This is a genomic window from Saezia sanguinis, from assembly GCF_963921665.1.
Taxonomy (GTDB): Bacteria; Pseudomonadota; Gammaproteobacteria; order Burkholderiales; family Burkholderiaceae_C; genus Saezia; species Saezia sanguinis.
The window spans coordinates 176,816-196,507 of the sequence record NZ_CAWUGC010000017.1 but is presented as its reverse complement, the minus strand read 5'-3'; the positions used below and the strand labels follow the sequence as shown (position 1 = coordinate 196,507).

19 protein-coding genes are annotated in these 19,692 nt (G+C 52.9%); 14 read left to right on the top strand and 5 right to left on the bottom strand.

Translation table 11 applies throughout. The features are described 5' to 3' along the window. The first annotated feature begins 13 nt into the window (after positions 1-13). A complete protein-coding gene (secF, locus tag AACY98_RS12625; protein ID WP_339805519.1) occupies positions 14-967 on the top strand; it encodes a protein translocase subunit SecF in 954 nt (317 codons plus the stop codon). A gap of 68 nt (positions 968-1,035) precedes the next feature. Here the strand turns inward: secF and AACY98_RS12620 are convergent, their stop codons facing one another. The 3 genes from AACY98_RS12620 to AACY98_RS12610 form a co-directional block, all read right to left on the bottom strand. Further along, positions 1,036-1,488: a DUF494 family protein gene (locus AACY98_RS12620; protein ID WP_339805517.1), complete on the bottom strand. Its 453-nt coding sequence runs from the start codon at positions 1,486-1,488 to the stop codon at positions 1,036-1,038. 62 nt (positions 1,489-1,550) lie between these two features. Continuing rightward, positions 1,551-2,681 (bottom strand): DNA-processing protein DprA, encoded by a 1,131-nt coding sequence (gene dprA, locus AACY98_RS12615; RefSeq protein WP_339805515.1) that lies wholly within the window; start codon positions 2,679-2,681, stop codon positions 1,551-1,553. Positions 2,682-2,727: 46 nt separating this feature from the next. Continuing rightward, on the bottom strand, positions 2,728-4,014 hold the full coding sequence (locus AACY98_RS12610; RefSeq protein WP_339805513.1) for a LysM peptidoglycan-binding domain-containing protein: 1,287 nt from the start codon (positions 4,012-4,014) through the stop codon (positions 2,728-2,730). A gap of 192 nt (positions 4,015-4,206) precedes the next feature. Here AACY98_RS12610 and def point away from each other — a divergent pair, with 192 nt between their 5' ends. The 13 genes from def (at position 4,207) to iclR (ending at position 16,463) form a co-directional block, all read left to right on the top strand. Beyond that, a complete protein-coding gene (gene def / locus AACY98_RS12605) occupies positions 4,207-4,719 on the top strand; it encodes a peptide deformylase (RefSeq protein WP_339805511.1) in 513 nt (170 codons plus the stop codon). Positions 4,720-4,806: 87 nt separating this feature from the next. Further along, the gene (locus AACY98_RS12600) at positions 4,807-5,328 is read left to right on the top strand and encodes a hypothetical protein (RefSeq protein ID WP_339805509.1); all 522 of its coding nucleotides are present in this window, start codon (positions 4,807-4,809) and stop codon (positions 5,326-5,328) included. 42 nt (positions 5,329-5,370) lie between these two features. Further along, positions 5,371-6,333, top strand: coding sequence for a methionyl-tRNA formyltransferase (gene fmt / locus AACY98_RS12595; protein ID WP_339805556.1), 963 nt, complete (start codon positions 5,371-5,373; stop codon positions 6,331-6,333). A 128-nt stretch (positions 6,334-6,461) separates the two neighbouring features. Then, positions 6,462-7,337 (top strand): zinc metalloprotease HtpX, encoded by an 876-nt coding sequence (gene htpX / locus AACY98_RS12590; protein ID WP_339805507.1) that lies wholly within the window; start codon positions 6,462-6,464, stop codon positions 7,335-7,337. A 132-nt stretch (positions 7,338-7,469) separates the two neighbouring features. Next, positions 7,470-8,315 (top strand): AzlC family ABC transporter permease, encoded by an 846-nt coding sequence (locus AACY98_RS12585; protein ID WP_339805505.1) that lies wholly within the window; start codon positions 7,470-7,472, stop codon positions 8,313-8,315. Beyond that, the gene (locus AACY98_RS12580; RefSeq protein ID WP_423817569.1) at positions 8,312-8,650 is read left to right on the top strand and encodes an AzlD domain-containing protein; all 339 of its coding nucleotides are present in this window, start codon (positions 8,312-8,314) and stop codon (positions 8,648-8,650) included. The genes AACY98_RS12585 and AACY98_RS12580 overlap by 4 nt, the downstream gene beginning before the upstream one ends. Positions 8,651-8,883: 233 nt before the next feature. Beyond that, on the top strand, positions 8,884-10,077 hold the full coding sequence (locus AACY98_RS12575) for a phosphoglycerate kinase (protein ID WP_339805503.1): 1,194 nt from the start codon (positions 8,884-8,886) through the stop codon (positions 10,075-10,077). Between the two features lie 21 nt (positions 10,078-10,098). Beyond that, entirely contained in the window at positions 10,099-10,416 is a 318-nt protein-coding gene (locus tag AACY98_RS12570; protein WP_339805501.1) for a hypothetical protein, read from the top strand. 345 nt (positions 10,417-10,761) lie between these two features. Beyond that, positions 10,762-13,233, top strand: a complete 2,472-nt coding sequence (locus AACY98_RS12565) for a DmsA/YnfE/YnfF family dimethyl sulfoxide reductase (protein WP_339805499.1) — start codon at positions 10,762-10,764, stop codon at positions 13,231-13,233. A gap of 10 nt (positions 13,234-13,243) precedes the next feature. Beyond that, on the top strand, positions 13,244-13,879 hold the full coding sequence (locus tag AACY98_RS12560; protein ID WP_126979003.1) for a DMSO/selenate family reductase complex B subunit: 636 nt from the start codon (positions 13,244-13,246) through the stop codon (positions 13,877-13,879). Positions 13,880-13,881: 2 nt separating this feature from the next. Beyond that, a complete protein-coding gene (locus AACY98_RS12555; protein WP_339805497.1) occupies positions 13,882-14,733 on the top strand; it encodes a dimethyl sulfoxide reductase anchor subunit family protein in 852 nt (283 codons plus the stop codon). A 119-nt stretch (positions 14,734-14,852) separates the two neighbouring features. After that, on the top strand, positions 14,853-15,482 hold the full coding sequence (gene dmsD, locus AACY98_RS12550) for a Tat proofreading chaperone DmsD (protein WP_339805495.1): 630 nt from the start codon (positions 14,853-14,855) through the stop codon (positions 15,480-15,482). Positions 15,483-15,635: 153 nt separating this feature from the next. After that, positions 15,636-16,463 (top strand): glyoxylate bypass operon transcriptional repressor IclR, encoded by an 828-nt coding sequence (gene iclR / locus AACY98_RS12545; RefSeq protein WP_126979009.1) that lies wholly within the window; start codon positions 15,636-15,638, stop codon positions 16,461-16,463. A gap of 92 nt (positions 16,464-16,555) precedes the next feature. Here the strand turns inward: iclR and aceK are convergent, their stop codons facing one another. Continuing rightward, entirely contained in the window at positions 16,556-18,298 is a 1,743-nt protein-coding gene (gene aceK / locus AACY98_RS12540; protein WP_339805492.1) for a bifunctional isocitrate dehydrogenase kinase/phosphatase, read from the bottom strand. Positions 18,299-18,374: 76 nt separating this feature from the next. After that, the gene (gene aceA / locus AACY98_RS12535; RefSeq protein WP_339805490.1) at positions 18,375-19,685 is read right to left on the bottom strand and encodes an isocitrate lyase; all 1,311 of its coding nucleotides are present in this window, start codon (positions 19,683-19,685) and stop codon (positions 18,375-18,377) included. Between the last annotated feature and the right edge of the window lie 7 nt (positions 19,686-19,692).

The window sequence follows — 19,692 nt, the reverse complement described above, 5'->3', positions numbered from 1 at the left end:
GTGGGAGTAAATTATGGAATTCTTTCGAATTAAAAAAGACATCCCATTCATGAAATATGCGTTCATTTTGAACGTGATTTCTGTATTGGTGTTTGTGGCGGCGGTATTTTTTCTGGTGACCCGCGGGCTGCATTTGTCGGTGGAGTTTACCGGCGGCACGGTGCTGGAAGTGCATTACAGCGAGCCGGCAGATCTGACAAGCGTACGTCAGACCGTCAGCCGGTTGGGGTATGGCGATGATATTCTGATACAGACGTTTGGTTCTGCCAATGATGTGATGATCCGCCTGCCTTTGCGCCAAGGCGTTACTTCGCAGGAGCAAAGTGACTTGACCATGGAGGCGCTGCGACAGGTAACGCCTGATGTGGTATTGAGAAAAGTGGAGTTTATCGGGCCTCAGGTCGGTAATGAGCTGGTACACAAGGGGCTGCTGGCCTTGGGGCTGGTGGTTGCCGGGGTGATCATTTATCTGGCATTTCGCTTTGAGTGGAAATTTGGTGTGGCCGGTATTCTCGCCAATTTGCACGACGTGGTGATCATTCTCGGGTTCTTTGCCTTTTTCCAGTGGGAGTTTTCACTTTCTGTATTGGCCGCGGTGCTGGCGGTGCTGGGGTATTCGGTAAACGAAACGGTGGTGATTTTTGACCGTGTGCGCGAAGCGTTCCGGCGTTACCGCAAGCTCAATACCGCAGAGGTGATCAACCATGCGATCACCAGTACCATGAGCCGTACCATCATTACCCACGGTTCTACCGAAGCGGTGGTGTTGTGCATGTTTTTCTTGGGCGGGCCAACACTGCATTACTTTGCTCTGGCGCTGACGATCGGGATTCTGTTTGGTATCTATTCTTCTGTGTTTGTGGCCGCTGCACTGGTGATGTGGTTTGGTGTGAAGCGCGAGGACTTTATCAAAGATGGCAAAGGGAAGCATGATCCACACGATCCAAACGCAGGTGCTGTGGTCTGATGTGTTGATGCCTTTATAAGGATTGTGGTTTGCTCTTTGGTACTTGTTTGCCGTAGGAGCAGGCCATATCAATGCAGCATGTGGTGTTGCAGCGGATGGATCAACTCATCCAGGATGAGTGCATCAGGCTCGTAGCCGACAGTCCAGTAGACCATCAAAACGCAGATTTTGATCAGATGTAACTCTACAGGCGCAAAGGGTATGGATTGCACACGGTCAATGACCAGTTCACGCATATGCGGGGTTAATGCCTGCACAGATGAAAGAAAATTCAAAAAGGCAATCCCTTCCGGTCCCAGATGCGCTATTTCTGCTTCTGAGTAGATGCGTGTGCTGTCATGTCCGGCAACTTGCGGATTGCTGTGTGCCGCTGACTTAAGGCCGTTTAGCCAGTTTAAAGCAGCATGAATATCGTTGCGCTCAAAGCCTGCATCGCTGAGTTGTTGTGACAACTGCTCAGCACTGGGGCAGGTTTCAGGGCGCCAGTAAGTTTCGTATAAATAAATCAGTACATCAAACATGCTACCCACTATAGCGGATTCGCAGTCAAAGCTGGAAGAAAAAAATGAAGACCCGCAGAGTTTCAGGCTAAATGCAGGCGCTGAAAAAAACCGCCCGGTAAGCGTGCAATTTGCTGATTGAGTTCCAGCGTCAGAAGCTCTGCTTGCAAAGTCGCTGTATTCATGCCTGTGCGGGCAGCGATGGCATCAAAACTGGTCGGGCCTTCACCGATGGCGTGTAACACAACATTTTTGTTATCAGGTGTCATGGCTGCTTCAGATGCGCTAATGGGATCAGATGCCGGTTTTGTTATGGAGGGTAAGGCCGGAAAATGCAATTCTTCAAGAATATCCTGCGCCGTTTCAACCAGTTTGGCTCCTTGCCTGATCAGCCAGTGGCACCCTTTGGCCTGAGGGCTGTGGATGCTGCCCGGGATAGCAAAGACATCTTTGCCCATGTCTGCCGCCAGTTTGGCCGTGATCAGTGAGCCCGAGCGCAAGGTGGCTTCTACGACCAGAACCCCGGCTGACAGCCCTGCAATGATGCGATTGCGCTTAGGGAAGTTGGCCGCTATTGGAGGGGTGCCTAAAGGATAATCGCTGAGCAGCAGTCCATGCTGTGCAATCTGGTGTGCCAGCGCATGGTGGCTGGCCGGATAAACACGGTCAATACCAGTGCCCAGCACCGCAATGGTGCTACCGGATGCATCCAGTGCTGCTGCCTGGGATATCCCATCGATGCCTTGTGCCAAACCGGAGACAACCGTGATGCCATGCTGGCTGAAAGTGCGGGCAAAATCACGAGCTGTTTCTTCTCCCTGAGGGGTGGGGTTACGGCTGCCGACAATGGCCAGGGCTGGCTGGCACAGCAATTCAAGTTGCCCGCTGGCATACAGCATGAAGGGGGGATCAGGAATCTCAAGCAGTGCTTTGGGGTATGTGGGATGCTCAAATGTCAGCACATGGTGTGTTGCGCTGGCATTCAGCCAGGATGCCAGGGCTTGCGATGCCTGTTCAAAGCCTTCAGGCGCGTGGGCCAGGGCCTGAGCCTGTCTGGCAGAAACGATCTGCCCTAAGGAAGATATGCTTTGCTGAAAGATTGCTTGCGTGCTGCCAAATGCTGCAAGCAGCTTGCGGGCAGCCTGGGGACCAATGCCTGATGTAAGCAGCAGCCGTAACCATGGGATAAGATCTTCATGCGCTGTCTTAGGCATTTTTTCTAAAATTAAGGGCGGGTAAACCCGCCCTTAATTCAATGCGTTAAGGCGTTGTGAATTTGTCACCAGGTTCAACACTGTCGGTGACCTGCATAATAATGGCGTACGACAAATGGTCGTATGTTTTGAAAACCATAGCCAGACCATAGCGTTCGTCCGGAAGTGTCATCATGTTGCTTTGGCGCTGTGAAAGGCGGTCATTTTCAGACCAGGGGGTCACAAAACGCTGTTGCTCAGGCATGGTACGGTCACGCACTTCAACGCCGGTACGCCATAAGGCTACAACGTTACCGCGCTCCAGGCCATCCAGGTGACCACGGCCCAACAGAACAATCTGATAAAGCGAGCCATGGCGGAACGCATTGCCGCCATACAGGCTGACAACACGGCCTTCCATGCCTGCCGGAGCTGCACTTGGCACATAGTCTGTCAGCAGTTCCTGCTGGTTGCTGGCAGGGGTCAGGCGGTCTCCCACCCGGATTTCCTGTTTGGTTTCTGTAATGACGAATGTTGCAGGGACTTCTGTCGGATCATAAGAGCCGGCACGACCTTCAGAGCCTGCGCGAACGTACTGCAGTTTCCCCAGATAGGTCGCCTGGAAGCCCAGAACATCCTTGGTTTCAGGGTCACGCACCGCTTCAGGGGTGGTGTAAGCCAGGTAAATTTTTTGTTCGGCAGGGTTGATGGTTCCACCACGGGTGTAGACTTTATCGCCTGCGGTCAGAATCAGGCGGCGTTCCTGCGTAGCGACAACCCGCGGTGAATTTTCAAACTCATCACGGGAAACAATGACGCCATGCTCCAAGAATGGAATCACCGCTTCCGGCGGCAATACGGGCACGGCATTGTCATCTAACGCTTCAGAGCGGACACCAGGAGACAGCCGCACCGTTGGGATGGCTCCACTGGCTGCGCTGTTGGCACGGGTATTACCGCTGCTGCCTACAGCCGTAGCGATTTGCAGGGTTGCTCTATCGCCCTGACGGTTCAGGTACAGCATTTGCCCCGGATAAATGCGGTTCGGATTGCGGATCTGGGACTGGTTCATGCCCCACAATGCAGGCCATTTCCAGGGATCTTTCAGGAAAAAGCCTGAAATACTCCACAGGGTATCGCCCTGTTTGATCTGGTAGGTAGCAGGAGCGTCTTCACGCAATTCTGATACGTGAACGCCGTTTTGTGCTGCCAACGTTGCGGCTGCACTTTGTGATGCGGTAATATGCCACTGGTCGCTACCTGCAGCCGCTTGCCCGAAGGAGGCTACAGAGGTCGTCATAGCCGCTGCCAGCACCAGAAGACGCAGCTTTTTGCTTAATTGGTCTGATTTCATAAAATCGCTCTCTTCCTTTTACCATGACTGGAATATCAAAAGAAATATCCCAATCCTCCATCCCACAGGGAGTATTTTATAGTGTTTTCGCCTAGTTACAGATTCTGATTGTGCCTGTAAACCCTTGAAATCGCAATAAGGCATCGCCAATTATGACAAGTGATGTCAAAATGACAACAAAAATAGGTTTTTATGAAGCTAGAAATTCTTTGTTATCCTGATGCGCGTTTAAACAAAATCGCCGAACCTGTATTACAGGTGGATGAGCGTATTGCGCAACTGGCTGACGACATGTTAGAGACCATGTACGATGCCAATGGTGTTGGCCTGGCCGCTATACAGGTGAATGTCCAGGAACGGGTGATTGTGGTGGATGTATCACAGACACGTGATGAACCGCTGGTGCTGATTAACCCGCAGATTGTTGAGCACAGTAACACATTGATTTTACATGAAGAAGGCTGTCTTTCTGTGCCAGACATCTACGACGACGTGGAACGCTGGGACTGGGTGGCCGTAGAAGCGCTGGATAAGCAGGGCAAGTCTTTTCGCGTAGAGGCCGATGGTCTGCTGGCAGTATGCCTGCAGCACGAGATTGATCACCTGGATGGCCATGTTTTTGTGGAATACCTGTCCACACTCAAGCGCAACCGTATCCGCACCAAGTTGCTCAAGCGGGCACGGGAACAAGGTAAACAACGCTAGGGGGTCGTTTTCTCATTTCAGTGCAGGGCTGATGTAGCATCCTGATAATCATTAAAGCGATAACTTCTGAATTGGGAAGGAACGACCATGTTGCGAAAATCATACATATTCCGGCTAAGCTATTGGGTTTTCTCGCTGCTGGCAGCCGCTTTTTTGTTGGCAGGTTGCAATATGTGGGGCTCTCCTGAGAAATGGGTGGGGCAGTCAGAGCAGCAGGTGTTGTCCGGTTGGGGGCAGCCCACAGCGCGCGTTTTATTGCCGGAAGGCGGCGTTCGCCTGCAGTATTCTGGGCAGCCCTGGGGACGTTATGCCTGGATGATTGATCTGGACCAGGCGGGTCAGGTCACGCAGGTTTACCAGGCGTTGCAAAATAAATACTTTATGCAGATTCCGATCGATGGCAGTTGGGGGCGTGAAGACGTTTTGCGTGAGTTCGGCCCGCCGGCACTGGTCGACCATGTTGCCAGTTGGAAGGGCGACATCTGGAATTACCGCTGGTGGGATATCAAATACATGTTTTATTACATTTATTTTGATGAAAATGGCCGCGTGCGCCGGGCTGAGGCAGGCATTGATTTCAGCATGGACAGGGATACCTGGCGCCGCTGATTTTTATTGAATAAAAGGAAATGGATAATGGGCGCTGGCAGGCTGCGAATCGTTTATGCCGGAACACCGGAATTTGCCCGAGTCGGCTTACAGGCGGTGGTGGATGCCGGGTATGACGTGCCGTTGGTTTTGACCCAGCCGGACCGCCCGGCAGGCCGCGGCATGAAGCTGCAGCCTTCTGCAGTCAAACAGTATGCGCAAGCACATCAGATCGATGTGCTGCAACCTGCTGGCCTGAAACTGGACGGGCGCTATGCCGAGCAGGCGCAGCAAACAAAAGCCGCTTTGCAGGCATTGCAGCCTGATGTCATGGTCGTTGCGGCTTATGGGCTGATTTTGCCGCAATGGGTGCTGGAGTTGCCGAAATTCGGCTGCCTGAATATCCATGCCTCATTATTGCCACGCTGGCGCGGTGCCGCACCGATTCACCGCGCCATTGAGGCCGGAGACGCGCAAACCGGTGTGACCATTATGCAGATGGATGCCGGGCTGGACACTGGCGCCATGCTGGTCTGCGGGGCTGTAGATATCAAGTCAACAGACACCACTGCCACGTTGCATGATGAACTGGCTGCGTTAGGCGGTCAACTGGTTGTGCAGGTGCTTGCGCAACTGCAGCAGGGAGCGTTGCAACCGCAGCCGCAGCCGGAGCAAGGGGTGTGTTATGCCCACAAAATCGACAAGGCAGAAAGCCGTATTGACTGGAAGGAGCCGGCAGCGGTGATCGAGCGGCGTATCCGTGCGTTTGATCCTTTTCCTGGCGCTGCCGCACAGTGCGGTGAACACCTTATTAAGCTATGGCAGGCACAGGCTCTTTCCGCAAATGAAGCGGACAAGGCTGGCCAGCCGGGCCAGGTGCTTAAAATAGATGAAAAAGGCATTCATATCCTGACCGGGGATGGCATTTTGGCTGTGAGCATGCTGCAACGTCCGGGTGGAAAGCGGCAGCCTGCGCATGCGTTTTTACAGTCGGTGCCAATGGTTGCTGGCGATCTATTGCTGTGATTGAAATAAATCATGCTGCCCATAGATAGGCCTTGTGGAACGAACTTGTAGAAAAAGTGTCATATAAACCATGTAAGCAGGAGCTTTCGCAAAGAGCTTGGAATCACTGAAAGGACCAAATTCACAGAATGGGAAATATTACAAAAACCGCAATTTTGATGGCTGCAATTACAGCCTTATTTGTCGGGCTGGGTAATCTACTGGGAGGCCAGCAGGGCATGGTCATTGCGCTGCTGTTTGCCGTAGCAATGAATTTTTTCAGCTACTGGTTTTCGGACAAACTGGTACTGAAAATGTACAAAGCGCAACAGGTGGATGCGGTCAGTGCACCGCAGTTGTACCGCATTGTGCATGAGCTGACGCAGCGGGCCGGGTTGCCCATGCCCAAGGTGTATGTGATCAACGAAGACCAGCCCAATGCTTTTGCAACCGGGCGCAACCCGCAGCATGCAGCCGTAGCTGCCACAACCGGCATCATGCGGGTGCTGACCGAGCGTGAGTTGCGCGGCGTAATGGCGCATGAGCTGGCACACGTGATGCACCGGGATATTCTGATCTCCACCATCAGTGCTACCATGGCAGGCGCTATTTCAGCGCTCGCAAATTTTGCGCTGATTTTTGGCGGTGGCCGTGGCAGCAACGGCAATTCGGGTAACCCGATTGTGACGCTGGCGGTGGCTATTTTGGCACCGATGGCGGCAGGTTTGATTCAGATGACGATTTCGCGCACACGTGAGTATGCAGCGGACAAAGGTGGTGCAGAGATTTCCGGCGACCCGCTGGCGCTGGCCTCGGCGCTGCAAAAAATTGACAGCTATGCACGCGGCATCCCAATGGAAGCTGCGGAGCTGAACCCGACTACCGGCCAGATGATGATCATCAATCCGCTGTCGTCCAGCAAGCGCGATAGCCTGTTTTCGACACATCCGAATACGGCCAACCGCATTGAGCGCTTGCAGCAAATGGCGCAGCAAGGCGTCGGGCAGCCCCCGGCATTCCGGTAAGTACGTGCATATGTGAAGTTGCCGGCCAAAAACGCTGTCATGCCAAATGGCAGCGTTTTTTTATGGATGCGTGTTGCGTAAACCCCAATTTGATGACTGACGTTAACCCTAGTCATGCAAATGCATGCTGTTTTGGCGACAATCGTATCCATCATGGATGACACCCCACCGTTAACCGTTCCCGAAGAGCCCAAACGGGCTTTTTTTTCGCGCAACATGCTGTCGCACCCGGCTTTCATGCAGGGGATTCGGGACATGTTTTCGCTGGCACCGGGCTTTGGTGCCTGGGGACTGGTAACAGGCATGGCCATGGTCAAAGCCGGTATGCCGGTTGATCTGGCCATATGGATGAGCGTGCTGGTGTATGCCGGCAGTGCTCAACTGGCAGCACTGCCTTTGATGATTACCGGCGCACCGATCTGGATTGTGCTGCTGGCCGGGTTTTGCGTGAATCTGCGTTTTGTCATTTTCAGCCTGCAATGGCGGCCTTATTTTGTGCGCTATGCCTGGTGGCAGCGGTGGCTGGCTGGGTACCTGTGTGGTGACTTGACGTATGTGCTGTTCATGCGGCGTTTTCCCAAAACGGACTGGCGTGAAGACCAGATGCCTTATTTCTGGGGGAATGTCGGGGTGAACTGGGCAATCTGGCAGGGCGCAGCTTTGGTGGGGATTGTGCTGGGCAACATGATTCCGGAGGGCTGGGGGATTCAGTTTGCAGCGGTGTTGGCGATTCTGGCTGTAACGTTCACCATGCTCAGCGGCTGGATCACGTGGTTCACCATGGTGGTGGCAGCACTGGTGGTGGTGTTTGCACGCGATGTGTTTCCGTTTGATCTTAACATTGTGGTGGCGATCATTACCGCAGTGGTGGCAGCACTGATTGCCGAAAAAGCAGATTATGTGCGGGGCGCACGTGAGCGGCTCCGCGTACGACAGGCTGCTGACGCAAAGCAAAAGAGCGAGGGCCGTGAACCATGATGAGTGAAACGCAGATGATCCTGGTGATTATCGGGCTGACCGTGGTCACCGTCGTGACCCGTTCATTCTTTTTTATCAGCAGCCATCCGTGGCAGATGCCGGAGTGGGTGACGCGCGGCTTGCGTTATGCACCACTGGCTGCGCTGACGGCATCTATCGGACCGGCCATTTTGCTGTCCCCCGACGGGCACGGGCTGATCCATACACTGCAGGATGCGCGTATTTATGCGGTGCTGGCGGCGCTGGCCTGGTACTTGTGGCGGCGGGGCATGCTGGGTACCATCATTGCAGGCATGGCGGTTTATCTGCCGTTGCATGTGGGGTTGGGGTGGTGAAGTAAGACGGGTGGTTGCATTCGACAGCGTATGCGGGTGTATTTGTGTGTACTTGTAACTCTTTTGAGTAATTTAACGGGGTATGAGCACTGCACACGCAGAAAGAACAGACCTGTCAATAAAATGCAGCGTATCTAAGGTACTCTGATATTTTCACCAATATCTGCGAGGTGAATCTGTCAAGGGTGCCATCTGCTTTATAACTTCACGATGAACTGACAGATATTTCCATCATGCAAATACTTCGTTTTTCCGACATTGTTGCGCAGGGTCAGGCCAAAGGCCGCCGCGTTTTTATTCGTGCCGATTTGAATGTGCCGCTGGATGAACAGCATCAGATTACCGAAGATACGCGCATACGCGCGTCGCTGCCGGCAATTCAGATGGCGCTGGATGCCGGTGCTGCGGTCATGGTAACGTCGCACCTGGGACGCCCGACGCCGGGTGAAGTTGGGCCCAAAGATACACTGGCGCCTGTGGCCAAACGGATGAGCGAACTTTTGGGGCTGCCGGTGCGCCTGGTGCAGAACTGGGTGGACGGCGTAGAAGTTGCCGCAGGGGAAGTGGTGCTGCTGGAAAATTGCCGTTGTAATGTGGGTGAGAAAAAGAATGACGAGGCGCTCTCCAGAAAAATAGCGGCGCTGGCAGATATCTATGTGAATGATGCATTCGGTACTGCGCATCGTGCGGAAGCTACAACGTATGGCATGGCGCAGTTTGCTCCTGTGGCCTGTGCCGGGCCGCTGCTGGCGGCTGAGGTTGACGCCATCAGCAAAGCGATCAGTAATCCGAAACGGCCGCTGGTGGCCATTGTGGCTGGCTCCAAGGTTTCCACCAAACTCACGATTCTGGAAAGCCTGGCCGATAAGGTGGATGGTCTGATTGTGGGGGGCGGCATTGCCAACACATTCATGCTGGCTGCCGGGTTGCCCATCGGTCAGTCTCTGGCAGAGCCGGATCTGGTGAAAGAAGCACAGGCCGTGATGGATAAAATGGCGGCGCGTTCGGCAGAGGTGCCAATTCCTGTGGATGTGGTCACAGCCAAGTCGTTCAGCGCCGATGATCCGGGCGAGGTCAAGGCGGCTCAGGATGTGGTGGCTGACGACATGATTCTCGATATTGGCCCGAAAACGGCGCAGCATCTGGCAGATATCATTGCCAAAGCCGGAACCGTGGTCTGGAATGGCCCGGTCGGTGTTTTTGAATTTGAAGCATTCAGCCATGGCACACAAAAGCTGGCGCAGGCGATTGCACAGACGCCTGCATTCACGATTGCCGGCGGCGGTGATACACTGGCGGCGATTGCCAAGTATGGCATTGAGAAAAAAGTGGGTTATATTTCAACCGGTGGCGGTGCATTTCTGGAAATGCTTGAAGGCAAGGTATTGCCTGCACTGGAAATATTACAAAAGCGGGCGCAAGGATAAGCCGGTTTCAGGAGTATGGATGTGAGTGAAGAAGAAGCTTCTGATTTTTTAAGCCGGTATGCTTTTTTGCATCATCTGCCCAAGGATGAGCAGGAAGCGGTATTCAAGCGTGCACAAAAATCGGTTCCGGGCATTGCAATTCCGGTATGCGTACTCCTTTTGTTTGTGCTGATTCTATGGATTGGCGGCAGTGTGCTGACATTCATGGGCGGCCTTTTGGTGGTGTGGGTGTTGTTTTTATTCATGGCACTGATTACATTTTCACTGATGGTGAATTGGGTTTATCCGATGCTGATGAAAAAAGATTTAAAAAAACGGGACTTACTGCCCCTGCAATAAAATCGGCCTGTTTTTATTGCCAGCTTGGTACGTGTTTAAAAAATGGATCAGAAATATTTCTGATCCATTTTTTCATTGTATTGATTTATATTCAGGCTTTTATTTTTTGATGATAGCAATAAGCATCAGTTTAAATTGAAAACCATACTGTTCGAGAAAAATATTAGGTTGATTTTTATCAACTGATAATTTGGTTTTTCATTAACAATGAACCTTATCCGGAAAAAGAAAAACGGTTCATTCAGGAAAATAAATGAGGTGCAAGTGCAACTTGCAATTGATATTTAAAGTCTTGTATTTTCTTGTTTAAACCGCTGAATAACATCACGATGAGGTTTAAGCGTCATGAAGATTCAAGAACCAGCACCTGGTGAAGTTACCACCAGCATAGATCAATGTTCTGCGACAAATGACCCGCAAGGTTTTGACCGAAGGCATTTTCTGCAACTGACCGGAGGCAGTCTGATTTCTGCCAGTGGCGGGTTGTTTGCGCCATATGTCTGGGCAGCACCGGAGTCTGTTGCTGCGGGCTCAGCGGCAGAAAAAGTATTCTGGAGCGCATGTACGGTGAACTGTGGCAGCCGCTGCGCATTGCGTATGCATGTTGTGGATGACAAGATCAAGTGGGTGGACACCGATAATACCGGCCATGATGTTTATGGCGAGCATCAGGTGCGTGCCTGTTTGCGTGGCCGCTCAATGCGTCAGCGTGTATACAATCCGGATCGGCTGATGTATCCCATGAAGCGGGTCGGGAAAAGGGGCGAAGGGAAGTTCCAGCGCATTACCTGGGATGAGGCTCTGGATGCGATTGCTTCCAACCTGAAACGCATTGTTGAACAGTATGGCAATGAATCTGTCTACCTGCAATACGCTACAGGTACACTGGGAGGCACGCTGGCGCGCTCGTGGCCGCAGAATGCGTCACTGGTGACCCGTTTAATGAACTGCTACGGTGGTTATTTGAACCACTATAACACCTACAGTACCGCGCAGATTACCACCGGGCTGAGCTTCACATATGGCAGCAGTGTGGGCAACAGCCCATCGGATATTGCCAATACCAAACTGCTGGTGATGTTTGGCAACAACCCGGCTGAAACCCGCATGAGCGGCGGCGGGGTGGTGTATTACCTGGCCGAGGCGCGGGCCCGTTCCAATGCCCGCATGATCATCATTGATCCGCGTTATACCGATACGGCCGGCGGGCGTGAGGACGAGTGGATACCGATTCGCCCCGGGACGGATGCTGCCCTGGTTGCAGGGCTGGCTCACGTGCTGATCACTGAAAATATGGTCGATCAGGCATTTCTGGATAAATACTGTATCGGGTACGATGAAAAAACCTTGCCGCCAGGCGAGCCGAGCAATGGGCATTACAAAGCCTACGTGCTGGGTGATGGGCCTGATGGCATTGCCAAAACGCCGCAATGGGCATCTGGTATCACGGGTATTCCGGTGGACCGGATCATCAAGCTGGCACGCGAAATCGGCATGGCAAAACCCTGCTATATCGTGCAAGGGTGGGGGCCGCAGCGCCACGCCAACGGAGAGATGTCTGCACGTGCTGTTGCACTGCTGGCCAGTCTGACAGGCAATGTGGGTATCAGCGGTGGCAACTCCGGTGGGCGTGAGGGAACTTACTCATTGCCGTTTGTGCGTTTTCCGACGTTGACCAATCCGGTCAAAGATTCCATTTCATTTTTCCTGTGGACGGATGCGATTGTCCGTGGCCCGGAGATGACGGCAACCAAGGACGGCGTGCGCGGTACAGACCGGCTCAAAGCGCCGATCAAGTTCCTGTGGAATTACGCGGGCAACTCAACCTTGAACCAGCATTCGGACATCAATAAAACGCTGGAAATTCTTCAGGATGAAAGCAAGTGTGAAATGATTGTTGTCATCGATAATCATATGACGTCCAGCGCCATGTGTGCAGATATCCTGCTGCCTGATACGGTGACGGCAGAACAGGCGGACTTCTGTCTGGCCGACTCCGCAGGGAATATGAGTTTTGCCATTTTTGCGCAGCAGGCGGTTAAGCCACCAATGGAATGCAAAACGCTGTACCAGATGATGAGCGAATTGGCCGCCCGTCTGGGAATTGAGGACAAATTCACCGAAGGACGCACCGAAGAAGAGTGGCTGCGGTATCTGTATGCACAGTCGCGTGAACAGGATCCGCAATTGCCGACCTATGAAGAGTTCCGTGAAATGGGTATTTACAAACGTAAAGATCCAAATGGACACTTCATTGCGCACAAAGCATTTCGCGATGATCCGCAGGCCAATCCGCTGGGAACACCATCAGGCAAGATTGAACTGTATTCGCCACGTCTGGCTGAAATGGCCAAAACATGGGAACTGCCTGAGGGGGATGTGATTCATCCGCTGCCTGTTTATGTGCCTACTTTTGAAGGTTGGGACAGCCCGTTGCGGGAAAAATATCCACTGCAACTGACAGGCTTTCACTTCAAGGCCAGAACACACTCGACCTATGGCAATGTGGAGCTGCTGAAAGCGGCTGCACGGCAGGAGGTGTGGATAAATCCGGTTGATGCAAAACCGCGCGGTATTAAAAATGGCGATATGGTTCGCATTTTTAACGACCGGGGAGAAACGCAAATCAATGTGAAAGTTACGCCGCGTATCATGCCCGGTGTGGTGGCATTGGGCGAAGGTGCCTGGTACGCGCCGGATGGCAGGAAGATTGACCGTGCAGGCAGTATCAATGTGCTGACAACGCATCGCCCATCGCCTTTGGCCAAGGGCAATCCGCAGCATACCAATCTGGTTGAAATCCGCAAGCTGGCTTGAGGAGGAAATAATGAGTACACAACAATATGGCTTCATGATTGATACAGCCCGCTGTACGGGCTGCAAGACATGCCAGCTTTCATGCAAAGACTATAAGGACTTGCCGGTGGATGTGAATTTCCGCCGGGTGTATGAATATGTCGGCGGAGAATGGCTGCCCGAAGGAGAAGGGAAAAACCAGGTCTGGCGGCAAGAGGTTTTTGCGTACTACACGTCAATTGCCTGCAACCACTGCGCTGACCCGGCCTGCGTGAAAGTATGCCCCAGCGGTGCCATGCACAAGCGTGAGGATAATGGTCTGGTGATTGTGAATGAGGATGTGTGCATTGGCTGCAAATCGTGTGCCATGGCCTGCCCTTACGGGGCGCCGCAGTTTAATGCGAAAAAAGGCCACATGACCAAGTGTGACGGCTGTCATGAACGTGTATCGCAAGGGTTAAAACCGGTGTGTGTCGCATCCTGTCCGCTCAGAGCGCTTGATTTTGGCCCGATAGAAGAATTGCGTGCCAAGTATGGCGAACTGGCAGCCATTGCACCGCTGCCTGCCGCAAACTATACAACCCCCAGTCTTGTTGTCCAGCCAAACGCAAAAGCGCGTCCTGCCGGCGACAACAGCGGCTTTCTGGGTAACCCAAGAGAGGTGTGATCATGGGATGGAATGAATGGCCTTTGATGATTTTTACCGTTCTGGCGCAGTGTGCCATTGGTGCATATTGGTTCTGTGCGGTTGCCGTGCTTGCCAACGCTGGCGGTGAACACGCCAGCCGCAGGCTGGAAAAAATGATGCTGCTGATCTGGGTGTTTGTGGGTATCGGGTTTCTCTGCTCGGCGTTTCACCTGGGTTCTCCATTCAGGGCGGGCAACGCGCTGATCCGTGTCGGGCAGGCACCATTGAGCAATGAGTCTTTGTTCGGCCCCCTGTTCATTGCCTGTGGCGGCTTGGCCTGGTTGCTGGCCGTGTGGGGTAAGACACCTGGTCTTAGGAAGCTGTTGCTTGCCGCCGGGTTGGTTGTGAGCGTTATTTTCCTGTGGGCTATGACCAGCTTTTACATGATGTCTACCGTGCCGACGTGGGACAACTGGACAACACCGTTTGCTTTTGTCACAACGGCGCTGCTTGGTGGTGCGGCGTTGGCAAATGTGCTGTTTAAAATGGCTGGTGTCAGTGTCGCATCAGCGCGTGGCATCAACTTCCTGCTGGTGACAGTGGCCTGCATTGCCATTGTGCTGGCTGCGGTCATCACGATCAATGTGGCTGCCATGCTGCCGCATATCCATTCTTCTATTCAGGCGGCATCTGAACTGTCGCCGGATATGGCAATGTTGCAGACATGGCGCTTTATCCTGCTGGCGTTGGGTGTGGGCATTTTGGTCAGCCAGTTTGTGAAGAAGAATAACGCACCTGTTGTGGCCATTGTCGTGTTGTGCCTGATGGTTGTTGGCGAGGGCATTGGCCGGGGTGTGTTTTATGCGCTTTACATGACGGTCGGGCTGGTCTGAAGCAAACGCTCTACAGCTACCCCTGTTAAGCGAGGTGGGCACATGCGCTGGCGCTGTGCCCTTTTCATTTTGATGTAAAAATCGGCGGTTTCATAACAATGCTTTCTACGACGGATCTTATGAATTCTGATATCTCTGCAACCGAGAGGCCTTATATCGTTGCCAGTCTGAAAATGCTGGGCACACTGTTGAGAACACAACCTTCCGACGATGCACTTGCTCCATTATTTTCAATGCTGAAAACACAGGGGCTGGCGGCAAACTGGCCGTTTGGTTCAGCGCAGCAGCTTGAGCACATCCAGTCCTGCCTGTTTGCTACCGAAGATCTGCATGAACTGGATGTGCATTGGCAACGGCTGTTTATCGGGCCGCACCATCTGTATGCACCACCCTGGGGGTCTGTATATCTGGATAAAGAGAACGTTATTTTTGGTGAAAGTTCTATCTGGCTGGGCAGCTTTCTCAGAGAGAACGGCATGTATGTTGATACAGGCATGCATGAACCGGAAGATCATATCGGGTTGATGTTCTGGTACGCTGCCGGGTTTGTTGAAAAAGAAATGGACGAGGCTTTATGCACGTTGCTGGCTCAGCATATGCTGCCATGGAGTGCGCGTTACCTGGCGTTATTAAAAGAACATGCACAGGTACCTTTTTATGAAGGGCTGGCAGAACTTGCACAACTGAGTCTGGATAGTCTGGCGCAACGTGTTCATGTACAGGCTCAGGATCTGCCCCTGTTTTTCTGAACACCTGGCCAGATTTGGAATAGATGGTATTTTGGTTGCCGATTGTATGATCAATGATGCATTTTCTTGACACTTTCTTTCGTTTAGGGATATATCTATTGCTTTTCATTTCCAAATAGCGAAAATATATTCCATATTTCAAAGGAAGGTGTCATGTCTACTCAGCTACCAGCGAAACGTGGTAAAAAAACGGTGGCCTCTGCGGCCAATACCGGACAGGTGCAGTCGTTAACCCGTGGACTGAGGTTGCTGGAACTGATTGCCGAGGCGCATGGCAGCGTTGCATTGACAGATCTGGCCCAACAGGCGGGACTGCCGAACTCTACAACACACCGCTTGCTGACCACCATGCAACAGCAGGGTTTTGTACGCCAGGTTGGTGATCTCGGACTGTGGACCATCGGCTCACATGCTTTTGTGGTGGGCAGCAGCTTTCTGCAAAGCCGCAATTTGCTGGCCATTGTGCATCCGATGCTGCGCCGCCTGATGGAAGCATCCGGTGAGACGGTGAACCTTGCGGTGCTGGATAAATACGAAATGGAAGCCATCATCATTGACCAGGTGCAGTGCAATGCACTGATGCGCATGTCTGCGCCGATCGGAGGCAAGCTGCCCATGCATGCATCCGGTGCCGGTAAAGCATTCCTCTCCACACTGAACGATAAAGAGCTTTCGGCACTGTTTCATAAAAAAGGGCTGCATGCTTATACGCCGCACACGCTGTGCTCTCCAGTCCAGTTGAAAGAGGACCTGGGGCGGATCCGTGTCCGTGGTTTTTCATATGATAATGAAGAGCACGCACTGGGGTTGCGCTGCATTGCAGCCAGTATTCTGGATGAGCATCAGGAGCCTTGTGCGGCCATTTCCATTTCGGGTCCGGTGTCACGTATTCCCGATGATAGGGTTACAGAACTGGGCGCCATGGTGATGCAGGCCACCAAGGAAATCACCTTGGCCTATGGCGGTTTGCATAAACCGTAATTTTCAGGAAATGCGGCGTCTGGTGCAAGCATGGACAGCCGGTACCTTGTGACGGCGTAGGCATTGAGGGCGTGTTAACACGCCCTTATCTTTCAGTCAGCGCGTACAGCAAAGCGTTTTTTCTTTCGGTACGCGTAAACGTCTTCAAATACACCATTGTGGATGCGTTGTTGCAATTGCCGCCAGTAATCGGCCTCGAACAAATCACCATGCATTTCTGAAAACATCTGGAATGTGTCGTTATCATGGCAGATGATGTGACGAAACTCTTCCGGGAAAACATCATTGGGGGCAATGGTGTACCACGGTTCTGCTGACAGCTCATCCTCCGGGTATCGGGGTGGCGGAATGTTGCGGAAGTTCACTTCGGTCATGTAGCAGATCTCATCGTAATCGTAAAAAACAACTCTGCCTTGCCGCGTGATGCCAAAGTTTTTAAACAGCATGTCGCCAGGAAAGATGTTGGCGGCAGCCATCTGTTTGATGGCATTGCCATATTCCTCGAGTGCATCGCGCAACTGCGTTTTGTTGGCATTGTCCAGGTAGATATTGAGCGGTGTGATGCGCCGTTCAATGTACAGGTGGCTGATAACGATTTTATCGCCCAGGTCTTCCAGCTTGAGTGGTACTTCGCGCCGCAGTTCTTCCAGCAACTCATCGCTTAACCGGTGTTTGTCAATGACAAAGTTTTCATATTCCTGGGTATCTGCCATGCGGCCGACACGGTCATGCTCCTTGACCAGGCGATAACAGGCGCGCACGTGTTCTGCCGTGACCTCTTTCTGGGGCGCGAAGCGGTCCTTGATTACTTTGAATACCCGGTTGAATGACGGCAGTGTGAACACCAGCATCACCATGCCTTTGATGCCGGGGGCAATGATGAACTGTTCGCTTGATTGTGCCACGTGGTTCAAATATTCGCGGTGGTATTCTGTTTTGCCGTGTTTCTGACAACCAATGGCCATATACAGTTCAGCAGTGGTTTTGGTGGGCAGAATTTCCCTGAGCCATTCGACCAGTGCGGCAGGCAGCGGGGCATACACCATGAAGTAAGAATGCGCAAAGCTGAATACGGTACTGGCTTCGGAAAACTCGGTCAGGCAGGTATCGATATAAAGTTCGTGGTTTTTATTCTGATGAATCGGCAGCAAGAAGGGATGAACCGTGCCGTCTGCCAGCCTGACTTTGCCAACCAGCCAGGCGGCTTTATTGCGGAAAAATAACTCTTTGAAAACCTGCAATACACCGGTTTTCAGTGCTTGCTCGCCAAAGTGCTGCAGCAGGTGGTCGTGGATGTAACCAATGTCGCGTGCGAGATTTTCCCACGGCAGCCGCAGCGGTGTGTGGGAAAGTATCACCCGCAGCCTTTCGCGTACCCCGGCAGACAGGGGAAAATTCAGCGACAGGGGACGGGGAATTTCGCGAAAACGTGTTTCCGGTTGTGAGCTGAAAATGAACAGCTTGTCGGGCGTGAGTTCCTGGTGGTGGAACAAGCGGCAGTAAACCGAGTTGAAAAAACTCTCGGCAATTTCAAAGCGTGGGTACTCGGTAAGCAGCCTGGTGTATATTTCTTTGACGCGTCCCAGAAACTCGGCATCGTGGCATTTAGAGCCGACAATCCAGTTCAACTGTTCCACCACCAGCCCGACGTGGTGGTCATACAGATGGATACGTTTTTTCATGGCGGCATGCACTGCCGGCCAGTCAGCTTGCTCAAAGCGGCTCTGGGCTCCTGATGTAACTTCCAGAAAACGGCCGTATTGCGCGTCAAATCCCTGCAGAATTGTTTGTGCAACCAGCTGTTCCATTTTGAGTGCCAGGCTTTCTGTATGCATGATTTTGCCAGGAGTAGGCGGGGCATACATGCGGGTGTATGCCCCGGGGGTCAGAAAAGATGCAACACAGTTGCTGTTACACGAACTGGGCTTCTTCTGTGGAGCCGGTCAGCGCGGTGACAGAAGATGCACCACCCTGAATGACGTTGGTGACTTTGTCAAAGTAACCGGTCCCCACTTCCTGCTGGTGCGCGACAAAGGTGTAGCCTTTAGAGGCGGCCTCAAACTCGGGCTGCTGCACTTTTTCCACGTAGTGCTTCATGCCTTCGCCCTGCGCATAGGCGTGTGCCAGATCGAACATGTTGTACCACATGCTGTGGATGCCAGCCAGTGTGATGAACTGGTATTTGTAGCCCATGGCTGAAAGATCGGCCTGGAAGCTTGCAATGGTGGCATCGTCCAGGTTTTTCTTCCAGTTGAAAGAAGGCGAGCAGTTGTACGCCAGCAGCTTGCCGGGGAAGCGCTCGTGCATGGCCTGGGCAAAGCGGCGTGCGGCGTTCAGGTCAGGCGTGGAAGTTTCACACCAAACCAGGTCTGCATAAGGCGCATAGGCCAGGCCGCGGCTGATGGCCTGGTCAACCCCGGCACGGGTGCGGAAGAAGCCTTCTGCGGTGCGCTCCCCGGTGATGAATGCTTCATCATAAGCGTCGCAGTCCGAGGTCAGCAGGTCAGCGGCGTCTGCATCGGTACGGGCCACGACCAGGGTGGGCACGCCCATCACGTCTGCTGCCAGCCGTGCAGCCACCAGTTTCTGAATGGCTTCCTGTGTGGGCACCAGCACCTTGCCACCCATGTGACCGCATTTTTTCACAGAGGCCAACTGGTCTTCAAAGTGCACTGCGGCGGCACCTGCCTCGATCATGGCTTTCATCAGTTCAAATGCATTCAGCACGCCGCCAAATCCGGCTTCGGCATCGGCCACAATCGGCAGAAAGTAGTCGACAAATTTCGGATCACCTGGTTCGATACCATTGGCCCATTGAATCTGGTCGGCACGGCGGAAGGTGTTGTTGATGCGCTGAACAACGGCAGGCACTGAGTTGGCCGGATACAGCGACTGGTCGGGGTACATGGTGGAAGCCAGGTTGGCGTCTGCTGCAACCTGCCAGCCGGAAAGGTAAACGGCTTCTACACCTGCTTTGGCCTGTTGCAGCGCCTGACCGCCAGTCAATGCCCCCAGGCAGTTGATGTAGCCTTTTTTAGATTCACCGTGCAGCAGCTTCCACAATTTGGCGGCTCCATTTTGTGCCAGCGTGCATTCCGGGTTGACCGAGCCGCGCAGGCTGATCACTTCTTCAGCGCTGTAGGGGCGGTTAATCCCTTTCCAGCGGTCCTGCTTCCATGACTCCTGTAATTGCTGAATCTGTTGAGCGCGGGTTGCTTTCATGTTTGTC